This is a genomic window from Roseimaritima sediminicola (assembly GCF_009618275.1).
In the GTDB taxonomy this organism is placed as follows: Bacteria; Planctomycetota; Planctomycetia; order Pirellulales; family Pirellulaceae; genus Roseimaritima; species Roseimaritima sediminicola.
In genome coordinates this window covers 1-17,479 of record NZ_WIAD01000075.1, presented here as the reverse complement: position 1 = coordinate 17,479, position 17,479 = coordinate 1, and the positions used below count along the sequence as shown (strand labels likewise).

8 protein-coding genes are annotated in these 17,479 nt (G+C 62.8%); 5 read left to right on the top strand and 3 right to left on the bottom strand.

What is annotated here, in order from left to right; genetic code table 11:
- Positions 1-168: 168 nt before the first annotated feature.
- The 3 genes from GE027_RS21380 to map all read right to left on the bottom strand — a co-directional run bounded on the left by GE027_RS21380 (position 169) and on the right by map (position 6,526).
- A complete protein-coding gene (locus GE027_RS21380) occupies positions 169-3,264 on the bottom strand; it encodes a valine--tRNA ligase (RefSeq protein WP_153559266.1) in 3,096 nt (1,031 codons plus the stop codon).
- A 52-nt stretch (positions 3,265-3,316) separates the two neighbouring features.
- Positions 3,317-4,897 carry a citramalate synthase gene (cimA, locus tag GE027_RS21375; RefSeq protein ID WP_237607711.1) on the bottom strand — a complete coding sequence of 527 codons (1,581 nt, stop codon included), beginning with the start codon at positions 4,895-4,897 and terminating at the stop codon, positions 3,317-3,319.
- Positions 4,898-5,725: 828 nt separating this feature from the next.
- Positions 5,726-6,526 (bottom strand): type I methionyl aminopeptidase, encoded by an 801-nt coding sequence (gene map / locus GE027_RS21370; protein WP_153559264.1) that lies wholly within the window; start codon positions 6,524-6,526, stop codon positions 5,726-5,728.
- 214 nt (positions 6,527-6,740) lie between these two features.
- On the opposite strand from map, the gene leuS reads away from it, so the two are divergent.
- From leuS to GE027_RS21345, 5 genes are all read left to right on the top strand, one after another.
- Positions 6,741-9,569, top strand: coding sequence for a leucine--tRNA ligase (gene leuS / locus GE027_RS21365; protein WP_153559263.1), 2,829 nt, complete (start codon positions 6,741-6,743; stop codon positions 9,567-9,569).
- A gap of 183 nt (positions 9,570-9,752) precedes the next feature.
- Positions 9,753-10,055, top strand: a complete 303-nt coding sequence (locus tag GE027_RS21360; RefSeq protein WP_153559262.1) for a polyhydroxyalkanoic acid system family protein — start codon at positions 9,753-9,755, stop codon at positions 10,053-10,055.
- Between the two features lie 2 nt (positions 10,056-10,057).
- Positions 10,058-12,010 (top strand): AAA domain-containing protein, encoded by a 1,953-nt coding sequence (locus GE027_RS21355; RefSeq protein WP_153559261.1) that lies wholly within the window; start codon positions 10,058-10,060, stop codon positions 12,008-12,010.
- 364 nt (positions 12,011-12,374) lie between these two features.
- Positions 12,375-15,608 (top strand): DUF1553 domain-containing protein, encoded by a 3,234-nt coding sequence (locus tag GE027_RS21350; RefSeq protein ID WP_162006862.1) that lies wholly within the window; start codon positions 12,375-12,377, stop codon positions 15,606-15,608.
- 286 nt (positions 15,609-15,894) lie between these two features.
- Positions 15,895-17,343: a DUF1501 domain-containing protein gene (locus GE027_RS21345; RefSeq protein ID WP_153559259.1), complete on the top strand. Its 1,449-nt coding sequence runs from the start codon at positions 15,895-15,897 to the stop codon at positions 17,341-17,343.
- The last annotated feature ends 136 nt before the right edge of the window (positions 17,344-17,479 follow it).

The window sequence follows — 17,479 nt, the reverse complement described above, 5'->3', positions numbered from 1 at the left end:
TACTTTGTCTTCTACCGCTCTGAGCCATACATAGAATCCGCCGCAGCCAGGAAATTTGCAATTTGCAATCCCTCGCTGCCCGCTCGCGACGGATCCCCGCGATCGGGTGCGCGTTCCAAACTCTGGCGACGAGCGGCTACGGGGAGTCCGAACTCTGGTGACGAGCGGCTACGAGCTTTGCTTGCGCTGCATCTTGGCGATGTTGGCGTGGACTTCTTCGAGCTGCTGCTCGAGTTCGGCCAGGCTGTCGCGTTCCTGCTGGACGATCGCTTCGGGAGCTCGGGCGACGAAGCTCTCGTTGGCCAACTTGTTGCGTTTGCCGCCAATCTGCTTTTCCAGTCGTTCCTCGAGTTTGCCCAGACGCTTTAATTCAGCCTCGACGTCGATAAACTTTTCCAGGTCCAGGTACACGTCCATGTCCAGACCGGCGATCGCCACTTGCACGCCGGTTTCGAAGGCCTGCGCCTCGCCGAAGAGGGTCGCTTGGGCGTGGGCCATGGCGGCAAAATAATCCTGCATCGGGCGCAGCAGGTCCGCCGAAGCGGCGTCGCAGCGGACGGCGAAGGGGACGGTTTCACGCGGCGGAATGTTTTGCCGGCTGCGGATCTCGCGGATCGCGCCCAGGACGGCTTGGAAACGCGCGAACTGCTGCTCGATCGTCTCGTCGCGGTGCTCGGCGACCGATTCGGGCCAAGCCGCCTGCATGATGAAGGCCGGAGCCGGCGCGGCGTTCGGATCCCGCTGTGGGGCCAGCTGGTTCAGGTGATGCCAGATCTGTTCGGTGACAAACGGCATCATCGGGTGCAGCAGCCGCAGCAACGTGTCCAGGCCGCGAACCAACATGTTCTGGACCTTCGGCCGCTCGGCCGCGTCGTTCAGCCGCGGCTTGGCGATTTCCACATAGAAACTGCAGAAGTCGTCCCAGGCAAAGTCGTACAGCGTGCGGGCGGCATCGGAGAACCGGAAGGCGTCGAGCGCCTCGCTGACTTCGGCCGTCACCGACGCCAACCGGCTGAGCAACCAGCGGTCTTCGACGTTCAAGTCCTCGGCGGCAAACGTCTGGGGCTGAAAATCCTCCAGGTTCATCAACGTGAACCGCGAGGCGTTCCACAGTTTGTTGACAAAATTGCGGGCGTTTTCGAACCGTTCGCTGACCACGGCCGAGCGCGGCAGGGCCTGGTCCTCTGCGGTTTCGGCCCACTGCGTCGAGAACGCCTTGCCGCATTCGGGGCAATCGATTCGCGGCAGCGAGCGGTTCTTCTTGGTCTGGTCGATCAGTTTTTCGCAGTGCGGGCATTCGAACTGCACCGGCAGCCGCACGTCTTGGGTTTCGGTGGCCAGGCGAGCCAAGCCGAACCGCATCGCGTCCGGACCGAACTTGTCGATCACGTCCAGGGGGTCGACGCCGTTGCCCTTGCTCTTGCTCATCCGTTCCCCGTGGCCGTCCAGGATCGTGGGATGGATGTACACCCGGTCGAAGGGCACTTGGCCGAGGTTATTCAGGCCCATCAGCACCATCCGGGCAACCCACAACGAGATAATGTCACGCGAGGTGATCAGGGTGTTGGTGGGATAGAAGTACTGCAGTTCTTCGGTCTGTTCGGGCCAGCCCAGCGTGCTGTGCGGCCACAGGGCGGACGAGAACCAGGTATCCAAAACGTCCGGATCCTGCTCGAAGCCCAGCTCTTCGAGTTGACGCTCGAGGCCGTCGTCTTCACGCCGCAGGCACACGAACATGTGGCCCGCTTCGCTGCGGTAGCTCAACTGGCTGTCATCGCCCAACGCTTGCAGGTCCTTCTCCAGCGATGCCAGTTCCTGGTCGCTCAGACCGCTGCGGGTCCAGATCGGAATGCGGTGGCCCCACCACAGTTGCCGGCTGACCGGCCAGTCGCGTTTCTCGCTGAGCCAGTCCAGGTAGCCCTTTTCGTAGCGGTCGGGCGAAATGCTGACGCGGCCGTCGCTGACGGCGTCCATGGCCGACTGGGCCAGCGTGTCCATTTTGACGAACCACTGGTCGGCCAGGTACGGTTCGATGGGCGTTTTGCTGCGGTCGCTGTGCGGCAGTTCGATGTCGCGGTCTTCGATGTCGCCCAGCAGACCCAGGGCGTCCAGGTCGGCCACGACGGCCTTGCGAGCCTGTTTGATGGTCAGGCCCTGGTACTTGCCGGCCGTTTCGCACAGCGTGCCATCGGGGTTGAGGATGTTGATCATCGGCAGCTCGCAGCGGAGGCCGACTTCGTAGTCGTTGGGGTCGTGAGCGGGCGTGATTTTGACGCAGCCACTGCCCAATTCCGGCTTGGCCCACTGGTCGGCGACCAACCGGATCGGGCGATCCAGCAGCGGCAGCATCAGCATCCGCCCGTCGGCTGCCATCCGGCACAGCTGCAGCAGTTCGGGCAGCATCTCGGTGCGGCGCCGCTGGATCTCGTCCAGTTGATCCTGGATCGCCGGTTTCTCTTTAGCGGCGGCCGATTCCAGCCGCTCGCGGAGGTCGGCTTCCACCGCATCGAGAGCTCCGGCCGGGTCCGGGTGCACGGCCACCGCGGTATCGCCCAGCATGGTTTCCGGACGCGTCGTGGCGATCGTCACTTCGGTGGGTTCCCCGGGCTGGGGATCGATCACCTGGTAACGGAAGTGCCAGAAGTGACCCTTGACCGTTTCGTTGAAGACTTCGTCGTCGCTGACGGCCGTTTGCAGGAACGTGTCCCAGTTGACCAGGCGTTTGCCGCGGTAGATCAATTGCTTGGAAAACAGGTCGAAGAAGGTTGCCCGCACGGCGCTTGCGCAGCGTTCGTCCAGAGTGAACCGCGTCCGCCGCCAGTCGCAGCTGCATCCCATCCGCTTCAACTGGCCCAGGATGCGAGCTTCGTATTGGTCCTTCCACTGCCAAATCCGCTCGATCAGCGCTTCGCGGCCGAGGTCGTGGCGGGTTTTGCCTTCGGTTTCCTTCAGCCGCCGCTCGACCACCGCCTGGGTGGCGATCCCCGCGTGGTCGGTGCCCGGCATCCAGAGGGCCTCGAAGCCGCGCATCCGCTGCATCCGAATCAGGATGTCCTGCAGCGTGTTGTTCAGGCCGTGGCCCATGTGCAGGGCGCCGGTGACGTTGGGCGGCGGGATCACGATCGTGTAGGGCTTGCGGTCGGGATTGACCTCGGCCGCAAAGCATTCCGCCTGCTCCCACGCCTGGTACAGCGGAGGGCAAGCAGCGGCGTGATCAAAGCGATTGGGAATTTCCAAAGCCGCGGATTCGGGTGTTGCTGTCATCGTGCAATCGGTGGAAATGAGTTGGAAACGAATGCGTATCTTCGGGCGGCGCTCAGGCCCGCGTCTTGTGCAGTTTGTATTCGAAGGCGTCGACCAAAGCTTTCCAGCTGGCCTCGATGATGTTTTCGCTGACGCCGATCGTGCCCCAGGTGTCGTGTTTGTCGCCGCTTTCGATGTTCACGCGGATGTGCGCGGCCGTACCGGCGCCGCTGTCGACCACACGGACTTTGTAATCCAACAGCCGCATTTCCGACAATTCCGGGAACTCGCCCTGCAGCGCTTTGCGAAGGGCAGCGTCGAGGGCGTTGACCGGACCGTGGCCCTCGGCGGCGTCGAACCAGAGGACGTCGCCGACCCGCAGTTTAACGATGGCTTCGGCAAAGGCGACGTGGTTACCCGCATCGCGGTCGCCGGCCACGATCCGGTATTTGATCGCTTCGAAGTGCGGGGTAAAGGTTCCGGCCAACCGTTTGACCAACAAATCGAACGAACCTCCGGCCGATTCGAACTGGTACCCTTGGTTTTCCAGGCGGACGACCTCTTTGAGGATCTTGTTCATCAATTCCTTGTCGTCCTGCAGGTCGTGCTTGGTGGTCAAGGCGATGATGTTGCTGCGGCCGCTCAATTCGCTGACCAGGATCCGCCGCTCGTTGCCGACGACGGCCGGATCGATGTGTTCGTAGGTGCTGGCCGCTTTGTTGACCGCATGCACGTGCATCCCGCCTTTGTGGGCGAAGGCGCTCTGGCCCACGAAGGGTTGGCCGCTGCGCCACTGGAGGTTGGCCGTCTCGTAGACATAGCGGCTCAGCTCGGTCAGGTGCGTCAGCGGGCGGCCGCCGAGGACCTGGTAGCCTTTCTTTTTCAGCGCCAGATTGGCCATGGTCGAAATCAGGTCGACGTTGCCACAGCGTTCGCCGATGCCGTTGATCGTCCCCTGCACCTGATTGACGCCGGCGTCGACGGCCGCCAGGGAATTGGCCACCGCCAATTCGCAGTCGTTATGGCAATGGATACCGATGGTGAGTTCACGGTCGGCGAAGTGCTGCTTGACCTGGCCGACGATCTGAGCAATTTCCTCGGGCAGTGAGCCACCGTTGGTATCGCACAGCACGACCCAGCCGGCTCCGGCGTCGACGGCCGCTTGCAGGGTCTGAATCGCGTACTCGGGGTTGGCTTTCCAGCCGTCGAAGAAATGTTCGGCGTCGTACAGCACTTCGGCGTGGCGGCGCAGAAACGCCACACTCTCACCGATCATGTCCAAGTTCTCCTCGAGCGACACGCCCAACACGTTGGTCGCGTGATAGTCGGAGGTCTTGCCCACCATGGTCACGGCCGGCGTCTCGGCGGCGACCAGGGCCTGCATGCCGGGATCCGCTTCGGCTTTCATGCCTCGCCGGCGAGTCATGCCGAAGGCGCACACGCGAGCTCCCTGCAGGTCCAACTGACGGACCTGCTTGAAAAACGCCTTGTCCTTATCGTTGCTCAGCGGGTAGCCACCTTCGATGAAATCGATTCCGATCTCGGCCAGGCGGGCGGCAATATTCAGTTTGTCTTCCAGCGAGAAACTTACGCCCTCGCCTTGCGTGCCGTCGCGGAGGGTCGTGTCGTAGATTTCGATCGAGCGTGTGGTCATGCTTTGCATTGGTCGAAAGAGAGAGAGGGGAACCGCCCGAGGTGTCGCCACCGGGGCCGGGTCGATTACGGGACTAGCCTGAGCGGTATTGTGCCATAAAACAAAAAAACCCCCGAGGCCACTCGTGCCGCGGAGGTTCCGATGGTTGGTCAGGAGCCTTTGGGGAAGGCTCTGTGAGGCTCAGCAAGGCCGAGCGAGCAATTCGCTACAGCACCGGCCGGAGCCTCGGGTCGTTCGTTTCGCCGAACGCCATCGTCCTCTGATGCGGCCGCCCAATGGCGACCTTGATAATCAAATGAGGAACGGACGAAGGCATGGAAACAGACGTGGAGTGTTGCGAGAACAAGTTTGGGAAGATTGTGAAGAATCGAATCGTAGCCGAATGCCGACCAAAGTCAATCGGTTGAGTGGCGAGTGGCGAGTTCGAATCGTGCTCGTGCTCGTGCTCGTGCTCGTGCTCGTGCTCGATTTGAGATTTGCTGACTCCGGCGGAATCTACGTATGGGAACGAATGTTTTCTCCCCTCTCCCACCACTGCTTCACTCGCTGACGCTCGCGGCGCCGCGTGGGAGAGGGGAGAAAATGTTCCATTCTATCGCTCCGTTCCCATCCATAGATTCCGCCGGAGTCCGGAGGCCTGAGATCTCAGATTTCGAGCGGGAGTTCGCTTGGAGACCACTAATCGGCCCCAACCAGACACTGATCTGCGCGGATGATTCGGACTTAGTGTTCGATCAGTGAAGATCAGTGGTCAACCCTCCGCTTCCGCCGCCCCGCTGTTCCGCGGCGACCGCCGGCGGAATCGACCGACATGGAACTCTTTGGCCTCTAAAACCGGTGCCCGCGGCGGGGGCCGTCCTGGGTCAGGGTCAGGATTTCCGGACCGTCCTCGGTCATCAGGATCGTGTGTTCGAACTGCGCCGACAGTTGTCCGTCGCGTGTTCGCACCGTCCAGCCATCGGCTTTGTCGACCGGTTTCGCGTACCGCGTGCCGGCGTTGATCATCGGTTCGATCGTAAAGCACATGCCGGGCAGCAGGCGGTCGATCCGGCTCTGGCGATTGGGGAAGTGGGGAATCGAGGGGTCTTGATGAAACGCTCGTCCCAGCCCGTGTCCGACGTATTCCCGGACCACCGAGAAACCGCGGGCGTGGGCTTCGCGGACCACCGTCTCGCCGATCACGCTGACCCGGCATCCCGGCGTCAAAGCTTCGATCGCCAAGTACAGGCAGTCGAAGCTGCACTGCGTGACGGCTCGCGCTTCGTCGCTGCACTGGCCGATCAAAAACGTCTCGCTCTGGTCGCCAAACCAGCCGTCGACGACCGAGGTCAGGTCGACGTTGATGATGTCGCCTTCCTGCAACGCGTATTCGTTGGGGATCCCGTGGCAGATCACGTCGTTGATGCTGGTGCAACAGGACTTGGGGTACCCCTGGTAGCCCAGCGTCGCGGCGCGATGGCCGTGGGCTTTGGTGTACTCCCGCACCGCGTCGTCGATCGCCGCCGTGGTCACGCCCGCTTTGACCAGCGGCCGAATATGGTCCATCACTTCCGCGTTGAACCGGCCGGCGGCCCGCATCGAATCACGCTGGGCGGCGGTCAGTTGCAATTTATTTCGTTTTCTGAGCATTCGCTTCCTTGGGGGCGATCTTTTTTTACGGCTTAGATGACGGGTTGACGATTCTAGCACATGCCGCGCCCAGGAGAACCATCGGCGGCGGCAAGGGGGGATTGGCGCCGGTGTGTCGCCCGGCGAGCGGATCTGTTCGGGTGGCTGCCCGAAACGGTGGCCAGGCAGTAAAATGCCGCCCCACTGCTTTCCCCGAACCCTTCGACCGACGACTATGCCTCGCTATAACCCCGCCGACATCGAACCCCGCTGGCAAGCGTACTGGGAACAAAACCGCACGTTCGCAACGCCCGACAAACCGACGCAGCGCAAACGCTATGTCCTGGATATGTTCCCCTATCCCAGCGGCGAAGGCTTGCACGTGGGCCACCCCGAAGGCTACACGGCCACCGATATCGTGGCTCGTTTTGCCCGCATGCGGGGTGAATCGGTGCTGCATCCGATGGGCTTCGATGCCTTTGGACTGCCGGCCGAAGAACACGCGATCAAGACCGGCGAGCATCCGCGGATTCAGACCGAACGCAATATCAGCGAATTCACGCGCCAGCTGAAAATGCTGGGCTTCAGCTACGACTGGGACCGCGTCGTGTCCACGACCGATCCCGGCTACGTTCGCTGGACGCAGTGGATTTTTCTGGTTCTCTATGACACCTGGTTCGATCCCGAACAAAAGCGTGGACGTCCGATCAGTGAGCTGCCGATTCCCGATTCCATCGACCCGGCCGACGAAGCGGCCGTGGAAGCCTATCGGGCCGAGTGGCGGTTGGCCTACGAAACCGAGGCGCCGGTGAACTGGTGCGACGCCCTGGGCACGGTGCTGGCCAACGAGGAAGTGATCGACGGCAAGAGCGAACGCGGCGGGCATCCGGTCCGCCGCTTGCCGCTGCGGCAGTGGATGTTGCGGATCACGGCCTATGCCGAACGCTTGTTGGAAGGGCTGGAGCCCCTGGACTGGCCCACCGGCATCAAGACCCTCCAGCAGGATTGGATCGGCCGCAGTGCCGGAGCCGAGGTGGATTTCTATATTGGCTCGGCCGACGGTTTTGAGGATTGGAAAGCCGGGCGGCGGGAAGCCGGTTTCGTCGACCAGCCACAAGCCGATACGCTGCGCGTGTACACCACGCGGCCCGACACCCTGTTCGGGGCGACCTATATGGTGGTCGCGCCGGAGCATCCGGCCGTCCCCCGGCTGACCACGGCCGACGCTCGCGATGCGGTCAAAGCCTACTGCGACGCGGCCGCCTTCAAGAGCGAACGCGAACGCACCCAGGGTGACCGCGAAAAGACCGGCGTGTTCTCGGGCAGCTACGCCATCAATCCGGTCAACGGTGCGAAGGTGCCGGTTTGGATCGCTGATTACGTGATGGCCAGCTACGGCACCGGAGCCATCATGGCGGTGCCGGCCCACGACGAACGCGACTTCCAGTTCGCTCGCCAGTTCGACATTCCCGTGGTGCCGGTCGTCGATCCGCCGGCCGATCACGCGCTTCGCCAGGATGTGCTCGACGGCAAGGCCTGCTTTGCCGGCTCTGGCGTGGCGATCAACAGCGGCTCCTACGATGGCCGGTCGACCGAGGACGTGAAAGCGGCCGTGACCGCGTCGCTGGAAAGCGAGGGGCTGGGCAAAGCGGCGGTGAATTACAAACTGCGCGATTGGTTGTTCAGCCGCCAGCGTTTCTGGGGCGAACCGTTTCCGATCCTGCACGAGATCGACGCCGACGGCCGACAGACCGGCGTCAAGCGACCCGTGCCCGATGAGGCGTTGCCGGTGTCGCTGCCGGAACTGAAAGATTTCCGTCCGCATGGCCGGCCCGAACCCATGCTGGAAAAGGCCGACGACCAGTGGCTGGTCGTCGAACTCGACGGCCGCCGCTACAAACGCGAAACCAACACCATGCCCCAGTGGGCCGGCTCCTGCTGGTACTTCCTCCGCTACATCGACCCGCTGAACGAATCGCAGTTGATCGATCCGGAGAAAGAGAAGGCTTGGATGCCGGTCGACCTGTACGTGGGCGGTGCCGAACACGCCGTGCTGCACCTGTTGTATTCGCGGTTCTGGCACAAAGTCTTGTACGACCGCGGCCACGTCAGTTGCGACGAGCCGTTCCAGCGATTGATCAACCAGGGCATGATCCTGGGCGAAGCCGAATTGACGCTGTACCAGACCGAAGACGGCACCGTGGTCGCCCCTCAGGACGTGCGCCGCGGCGAAGACGGTATGACCACGGCCGACGGCACGCCGGTGATGGCCAAAGCCGTTCAAGAAGAGGACGTGGTCAAGCAGGGCGAGGGCTGGGTGCTGAAAGACGACCCGAACGCCCGCGTCGAAAGCCGTTCGTTCAAGATGTCCAAGAGCCGCGGCAATGTGGTCAACCCGGATGTCGTCGTCAAGGATTACGGCGCCGACAGCTTGCGTCTGTACGAAATGTTCATGGGGCCGCTGGAAGCGACCAAGCCGTGGAGCATGGCGGGCGTGGGAGGCGTGCGGAACTTCCTGGATCGCGCCTGGCGAATGATCGTCGATCAAGACGCCGCGGAGATCCGGTTGGTCGACGCCCTGGTCGATTCGCCGTGCAACGAAGAACAAGCCCGCGTGCTGCACAAGACCATCCGCAGCGTCACCGAAGACATCGAATCGCTGAGCTTCAATACGGCGATCGCGCGGATGATGGAATTCGTGAACTATTTCACCCGCCAGAAACAGCGTCCGCGCGAAGCGATGCAGACGTTCGTGCTGTTGCTCTCGCCGTTTGCCCCGCATCTGGCCGAAGAGCTCTGGCAGATCCTCGGCAATGCAAAGACGCTGGCCTACGAACCCTGGCCGCAGTGGGACGAAGCGGCTTTGGTGGAATCGACCGTCGAGATCCCGATTCAGGTCAACGGCAAAGTCCGCACCAAGCTGGTGGTCGCGGCCGATATCGGCAAGGACGACCTGCAGAAGCAAGCCCTCGAGTTGCCGCGGATTCAGTCGGTGATCGAAGGCAAGACCATCGCCAAGACGATCGTCGTTCCCGGACGCCTGGTCAACATCGTCGCCAAGTAGTGGCATAGGCTTACCGTTTACGCGTACTATCCCCACAGGCTAAGCACGTCGCAACATTTCATTCGGCTTTACCCTCCCGCTGCGCGGGAGGGTGTTGTCGCGGGGTTTCACCGAAAAATTCATGCCGACGTGCTTAGAAGCCTATGCCACAGTTACTTCCTCCAAACCCAACCGGCTCCTCCGATGCCCGCCTTTAAAACCTCCGTGCCGCATGGCTTGTCCGCCGACGAAGCCAAACAGCGGGTCGACGCTCTGATGCAGACGATCGACAAGAAGTACCCCGGTATGGTCAACAATTTGACCAGCCAGTGGAACGACAATCGGCTCTCGCTGGCGTTCACCGTTTACGGTTTCGACATCAAGAGCGATCTGGTTGTGGAAGACCAACGCGTCGACATCGACGGCAAGATCCCGCTGGCTGCCCTGCCCTTCAAAGGCAAAGTCCAGGAAACGATCAGCACGAAACTGCAGGAATTGCTCGCCTAGCTATGACCGCTCGCCGACGCTCCGCTCGCACTGCCGCATCTGCCAAAGCCGCCGCCATCGACTTGGACGCCTTGGGCAGCGTCGACGCCTACTTCGACGAACTCGCTCGTTGGCTGGATTTGGAAGCGGTGGCCGAACGCGAGCGGATGGCTCGGCGGCGACAACTGCGCTCCCAGCGAGACGTCGAACGCACCGGCGAAGCCCTGGTTCGGTTGCAATTGGTCGACCATCAAACGGGCTTGGCCGGCAGGCTGCTGTTGGACTTTGCCAAGCCCGGCGGCGAACCGTTGCCGATGAACCGCTTGAAAGTCGGTTCGCCCGTGGTCATCACCGACGATGGCGATCCGGCCGATCACGGCGTGGCGGGCGTGGTCAGCCGCCGCAAGCAAAATCATTTGCAGGTGGCGACCGAACAGTGGCCCGAAGCCAAATGGTACCGCATCGACCTCTCGCCCGACGAAACCACGCGCCGCCGCCAGCTGGCCGCGATGGCCACGGCCCGCACCGCCAGCGGCCGGCGAGCTCGCTTGCGGGACCGTCTGCTGGGCTTGTTGCCGCTGCGTTTTGACGACCCGCCCGAGCTGGACTTTTACAGCGATTTGAACCCGCCCCAGCAGGAGGCCGTGCGGTTTGCCATGAGTGCCCGCGATGTGGCGGTGCTGCACGGGCCGCCGGGAACGGGCAAAACAACTACGTTGGCCGAAGTGGTTTTTCAGGCGGTCCGCCAGGGACAGCGCGTACTGGCCTGTGCGCCGAGCAATACGGCGGTGGATAACCTGCTGGAACGCTTGGTCCAGATGCTGCCCCAAGTGCTCCGCGTCGGGCACCCGGCCCGCGTCTTCGAAGCATTGCGTGGGCATACGTTGGACGAATTGGTCGACCGCGATCCGGCCACCGAAGTCGTGCGTCAGATGCGGCGCGAAGTGCAGGAATTAGTGCGAGCCGCCTCGCGCAGCGGCCGCGGACGCGATGCCCATGCGCGTCGGCGCGAATTGTTTTCCGAAGCCGGACAGCTGCGCGGACAGATTCGGGCTCAGGAGCGATCCGTGATCCGCAATATCCTGGATACCGCCGACGTGGTCTGCACCACCACGACCATCGATGACGATTTGCTGGGCGACCGCGAGTTCGATCTGGTGGTCATCGATGAAGCTTGTCAGTGCACCCTGCCCGGGGTCTGGCAAGCGGTGCTGCGAGCCGAACGGTTGGTGTTGGCCGGCGATCATTGCCAGTTGCCGCCGACGGTGCTCAGCAACGATGCGGTCGCGGCCGGCATGCAGGATTCGCTGATGCAGCGATTGGTCCAGCGCGAAGGCGAATCGGTGTATCGGCGGCTGACCGTGCAGTACCGCATGCACGAAGCGATCATGACGTTCTCGTCGAATACGTTCTACGACGGCTCGCTGGTTGCCGACGCGTCGGTGGCCGGCCATCGATTGTGCGACCTGCCCGCGGTGGCGGACCTGCCGCTGACCCAGGACCCGTTGTTATTCATCGATACCGCGGGCGCGGAATTTGAGGAACAGGTCGAAACCGACGGAGACAGCAAATTTAATCCGCGAGAAGCGAACCTGATCATCGACCTGGTGCGTCAGCTGACCGAGGCCGGCGTGGCCCCGGAGCAGATCGCGGTCATCGCGCCCTATGCCGCCCAGGTGCGGCTGCTGCGAAACCGGCTGGAGGACTCGCTGCTGGAAATCGATACGGTCGATGGGTTCCAGGGCCGAGAGAAAGAAGTGGTGTTGCTGACGATGGTTCGCAGCAACGAGGTGCAGGAGATCGGCTTTCTGGCCGATACGCGGCGGACGAATGTGGCGCTGACGCGAGCCAAACGCAGCCTGATCATGGTCGGCGACAGCGCCACGTTGGCCTCGCACCGGTTTTACGCCGAGCTGCTGGAGTATTTCGAGCAGCGATCCGCCTACCGTTCGGTGTGGGAGTTCGCCGAGGTCTGAGTGCGCTGGCCGGTAGCGGTGCGGTAGCGCGAATCGCCGCAGGACGAGTCCCCCGCCGCGAGACCCGACGCTGTCCGCGTTCGGCTCGGGGGACCTGCGGCACCGTCGACTTTGGGAACCGCCACACCCTGTCAACCGCCGTTCGGGGCCCCGCCGCCGACCGTGCGCTTGCTTTCCTGGTTATCGGCGTGCCTCTGATCGTGGTCGTCCGGGTCATTTGGCTCGTGAGATAATGCCCGGACGCCTCTTGTTGGCGAGCCTTGCCGAAGAGGAATACAATGGCGGAATGAAAATCCCGCCTGATTTCCCGCCTTTCCGGCATGGTACTCGAGCCGTCCTCGCCCCGTTTCGTTCGGTCACGTCTATGTTTTCTGCGACGCGAGGCTTTGTCGCACCGGTTGCTCTGTTTGTTTCCCTAACGCTGATCATGGCTTCGGCCGCCGAAGCCGACGAGATCGATCGGGCCCAGTTGCTGCTTTCCGACCGCTGCAACCTCTGTCACGGACCGGACGCGAATAGCCGCGCAGCGGACCTGCGGCTGGACACGGCCGAAGGCGTGTTCGGCGAGTCTTACAGCGGGGAACACGAGAATATCGTGGTCCCCGGCAAGCCGGAGGACAGCGAATTGATGCGGCGGATCCTCTCCGACGACCCTTCGGAGCAGATGCCGCCGCCGGAATCAAATCTGCAGCTCGGCGAAGAGGAGATCGCCCTGCTTCGCCGATGGATCGCCGACGGAGCGACCTGGCAACAGCACTGGGCATTTCGGCCGATCGAGTCACCGCCGGTGCCCGCTCCGGCGACAGACGCCGAATCTGCCAACCCGATCGATCGCTTCGTCGCCGCTCGTTTGGAAAAAGTCGCTGCAGACGCTGCCTCGCTGCCGATGACCGAGCCAGCGGATCGAGCGACGCTGCTGCGACGGCTGAGTCTGGATCTGACCGGGCTGCCGCCGACGCCGGACGAACTCGATGCGTTCCTCGCCGACGACTCGCCCCTGGCCTACGAGCGGCAAGTCGATCGTCTGTTGGCCTCGCCCCGGTTCGGCGAACGCATGGCCGTCCCCTGGCTCGATGCCGCTCGTTACGCCGACACCTACGGCTACCAAGCGGACGTGTATCGCGAGATGTGGCCGTGGCGTGACTGGGTGATCGACGCGTTCAATGCGAGCATGCCCTACGACCAATTCCTGGTGCACCAAATCGCCGGCGATCTGATCGAGAACCCCACCCGGCAGTCACGCTTGGCCACCGCCTTCAATCGCAATCATCGGCAAACCAACGAAGGCGGCAGTATCGAAGAGGAGTTCCATGTCGAGTACGTGGCCGACCGCGTCAACACGCTGGGCACCGCCGTGCTGGGACTGACCCTGGAGTGTGCTCGGTGTCACGACCACAAGTACGATCCGGTGTCGCAGCAGGATTACTACCAGCTGTTCGCTTTCTTCAACAACATCGACGAGTTCGGGTTGTACTCGCACTTCACCGACGCCGTGCCGACGCCCACGCTATGGCTTCCCACCGACCAGCAAACCGTCCAGTTGCAAGCGGCTCGCGAGGCCATCGCGGAGGCCACCGAGTCGACGCAGCAGATTGGCGAGCAATCGCGTCAGCGTTTCGAAACTTGGCGGAAATCGGCAACGGCCGACACGCTGGCCGCGTCGCTCGATACCGATTTACTGGCGCACTATCAGTTCGACGAGACGAATAAAAACGAAGTGCCCAACGATGTGTCCGATGGCAAACCGGGCTCGCTGCACAAGGGTGCGAAACTGGCCGCGGGCGACGCGCATGCGAAAACCGACGGTGACAAAGCCGACGGACAACACCTGCAGCTGAGCGGCGAAGACGAATTCAAGACGCCGCACGGTGGCGACCTGACCCGCGACGATGCCTGGACGATCGCGGCTTGGGTCAAGGTGGATCGCCAGCACCAACGCGCTGTCGTCTGGCATCGCAGCCGGGCCTGGACCGACGCCGGCAGCCGCGGCTTGGAACTGCTGATCGAAGACGGTCAGCTGAGCGCCGGTGTGATCCACTTCTGGCCCGGCAACGCGATCCGCGTGGTGAGCGAAGAAAAGGTGCCGGTTGATCGCTGGACCCACGTGACGGTCGCCTACGACGGCAGCAGCACCGCGGCGGGCTTGCGAATCTACGTCGACGGCCAACCCGCGACCACGCGCACCATCCGCGATTGCTTGGATCGCACGGCCAACGGCGGCGGCGTCAACGAGATCGCCGTGGGAGCAAGATTCCGAGACCGCGGCTTGGCCGGTGGAGCGATCGACGACCTGCGCATCTATCGTGCTCGACTGGCCGATTTGGAAATCGCCGCCTTGGTCGACCCGGCGGCTTTGGCCGAAACCATCGAAGCGGCCCAAAACGACGATGCTTCCGCCAGCGAGTCGCTGTTCGAGCTGTACTGCCGAAGTATCGATACCGCGGTTCGTGAAACGCGGCAGCAGCTCGTTGCCGCTCGCAAACGCCGCAGCCAGATCGTCGACGGAATTCGCGAGATCATGGTTATGGAAGAAATGCCCGGCTACCGCGAGACCTACCTGCTGGCTCGCGGCGCCTACGATGCGCCCGCTGATCCGGTCGAACCGTTGACCCCCGGTTTTCTGCCGCCGATGGACGAACCCTGGCCCCAGAACCGTCTGGGGCTGGCCAAGTGGTTGGTGGACCGGCGCAATCCACTGACGGCTCGCGTGGCGGTCAACCGGCTGTGGGCCAGCGTGATGGGACGTGGTTTGGTGTCGACCGCAGAAGATTTTGGTCGGCAAGGCGAACCGCCCACTCACCCGCAGTTGCTGGACTACCTGGCCGCTCAGCTGCACGACGATCAGTGGGACATGAAACGGCTGCTGCGAGGAATCGTCCTCTCGGAAACCTACCGGCGCAGCTCCGGCGGCGACCCGCAAAGCCGCGAGCTGGACCCGGACAATCGCTGGTACGCTCGCGGACCCGCCCGACGGTTACCGGTAGAAATGATTCGCGACGCCGGACTGTACGCGGCCGGACTGCTTGCCGAAACCGTCGGCGGTCCGCCGGTCAAACCCTACCAGCCGCCGGGGTTGTGGGCGGAAAAGAGCGGGAAGAAGTATCAGCGGGACGCCGGTGTGGGCAGTCACCGCCGCAGCATGTACACGATCTGGAAACGCACGTCGCCACCGCCCTCGATGCTGATCTTCGACGCTCCGGACCGCGAGGTCTGCGTGGCCCAACGTCAACTGACCCAGACCCCGCTGCAGGCCCTGGTATTATTGAATGATGAACAAGCCGTCGAGTCGGCTCGCGGCGCCGCGGCTCGCGTGCTCCGCCAGCTCGACCCGCAGACCAGTCGTCGTGATGCAGCCATCATCGATGGACTGTGCCGGTTGTTGCTCAGCCGCCCGGCGGACGAACGGGAAGCGGACATCCTCCACCGGGTTCTGCAGCAACAACGCGAGATCTATGCCGGCGACGAGGCCGCGGCCAAGGCGTTTCTGGCGGTCGGCGAGTTCCGCAGCACGGTCGACGTATCGCCAGAGGAACTGGCCGCGGTGACGACGCTCGCCCAAGCCGTAATGAACTACGCCCCCGCCGTCAGGCAGTATTAAACCCAGTGGCATGAGTAGCTCGGCTGTCCCAGCCGAGAGCATGAATATTCACGGCTGGGACAGCCGTGCTAGTGAGCACGTCGCAACATTTAATTCGGCTTTACTCTCCCTCTGGGAGAGTCGGGCTCTTAGGCCCGGAGAGGGTTTTCGTAAGGCCCTCCCCGGGCCTAAGAGCCCGACCCTCCCGCTGCGCGGGAGGGTGTTGTCGCGGGGTTTCACCGAAAGATTTATGCCGACGTGCTACTATCGAGTCACTTTGGATCACTTACTGATGAGTTGACTAGGCATGAATAACCTTCGCCGCGCTGGGGTTCGGATAAATCGTCGCTACTTCTTTGGCCGCTCGAGCCTGGGACTGGGCACCGCCGCGCTGGCATCGCTGTTGGGCGATTCTCAATATGCCCACGGCAAGTCCGCCGGTGGCGGGCCGGTACTCTCCGAGCTGCATCACGCGCCCCGCGCCAAGCGGATGATTTCGTTGTTCATGAGCGGCGGTCCGTCGCAGATGGAACTGTTCGATCACAAGCCGGTGCTGAATGAATTAAACGGAACGGAGCTGCCCGATTCGATCCGCAAGGGCCAACGCTTGACCGGAATGTCGGGCAACCAGTCCAGCTTGCCGGTTGCCGGATCGCTGTTTAAGTTCGCGCGGCACGGCAAGAGCGGCATCGAGGTCAGCGAGCTGCTGCCGCATACGGCAAAAATTGTCGACGACCTGTGCGTGGTTCGTTCGCTGTATACCGAAGCGATCAACCACGACCCGGCCATCACCTTCATGCAGACCGGTGCCCAGATCGCCGGGCGGCCGTCCTTGGGCGCGTGGCTGAGTTACGCCCTGGGCAGCGAAGCGGAACAGTTGCCGGCGTTCTGCGTGATGATCAGCAAGAACGCCAGCGGCCAACCGCTGTACTCGCGACTGTGGGGCAGCGGCTTCTTGCCCAGCACGCATCAAGGCGTTCAGTTCCGTGCCGGCCGCGATCCGGTGCTGTACCTGAGCAACCCACCCGGCGTGTCGGCCGACTCGCGACGCAAACTGCTCGATGGACTGGCCGAGTTGCATGAGAACCTTTACGAGCAAACGCTGGATCCGGCGGTCGAGGGACGCATCAGCCAGTACGAGATGGCGTATCGGATGCAAGCGTCGGTACCGGAAGTCGCCGACCTGAGCGATGAACCGGCTTCGACGTTCGATCTGTACGGCGAAGATGCCAAACAGCCGGGGACCTTCGCCGCCAACTGCTTGATGGCCCGGCGTTTGATCGAACGCGGCGTGCGCTTTGTCCAGCTGTTCCATCAGGGCTGGGACCAGCACGGCGGTTTGCCCGGCGGGATTCGGCGGCAATGCCAAAACACCGACCAAGCCTCAGCCGCTTTGGTCTCGGACTTGAAACGCCGTGGCTTGCTGGACGATACCCTGGTCGTTTGGGGCGGCGAGTTCGGACGAACGGCGTACAGCCAAGGAGCTCTGACGGCGACCAACTACGGCCGCGATCATCATCCTCGCTGCTACAGCATGTGGATGGCCGGCGGCGGTGTGCGGCCAGGAACCGTTTACGGCCAAACGGACGACTTCAGTTACAATATCGTCGAGAACCCTGTGCATGTGCACGATCTGAACGCCACGCTGCTGCACCTGTTGGGCATCGACCACACCCGGCTGACCTACCGTCATCAAGGCCGACGGTTCCGGCTGACCGATGTCGAAGGCGAATTGGTGGAGGGGATTCTGGCTTGAAGGGCCAGTGGCATAGGCTTCCAGCCTGTGAGGGTCGGTTTCCTACGCTTGGACAGGGGGCTGTTCACAGGCTGGAAGCCTATGCCACAGAGTAGCTCGGCTGTCCCAGCCGAGAGTTTGGTTTTTTTACGGCTGA

Excerpts from the sequence above, each read along its gene's own strand:
- map (WP_153559264.1), bottom strand. The coding sequence starts at position 6,526 with ATGCTCAGAAAACGAAATAAATTGCAACTGACCGCCGCCCAGCGTGAT.
- GE027_RS21350 (WP_162006862.1), top strand. The coding sequence starts at position 12,375 with ATGTTTTCTGCGACGCGAGGCTTTGTCGCACCGGTTGCTCTGTTTGTT.
- GE027_RS21355 (WP_153559261.1), top strand. The coding sequence starts at position 10,058 with ATGACCGCTCGCCGACGCTCCGCTCGCACTGCCGCATCTGCCAAAGCC.
- GE027_RS21345 (WP_153559259.1), top strand. The coding sequence starts at position 15,895 with ATGAATAACCTTCGCCGCGCTGGGGTTCGGATAAATCGTCGCTACTTC.
- GE027_RS21380 (WP_153559266.1), bottom strand. The coding sequence starts at position 3,264 with ATGACAGCAACACCCGAATCCGCGGCTTTGGAAATTCCCAATCGCTTT.
- cimA (WP_237607711.1), bottom strand. The coding sequence starts at position 4,897 with ATGACCACACGCTCGATCGAAATCTACGACACGACCCTCCGCGACGGC.
- GE027_RS21360 (WP_153559262.1), top strand. The coding sequence starts at position 9,753 with ATGCCCGCCTTTAAAACCTCCGTGCCGCATGGCTTGTCCGCCGACGAA.
- leuS (WP_153559263.1), top strand. The coding sequence starts at position 6,741 with ATGCCTCGCTATAACCCCGCCGACATCGAACCCCGCTGGCAAGCGTAC.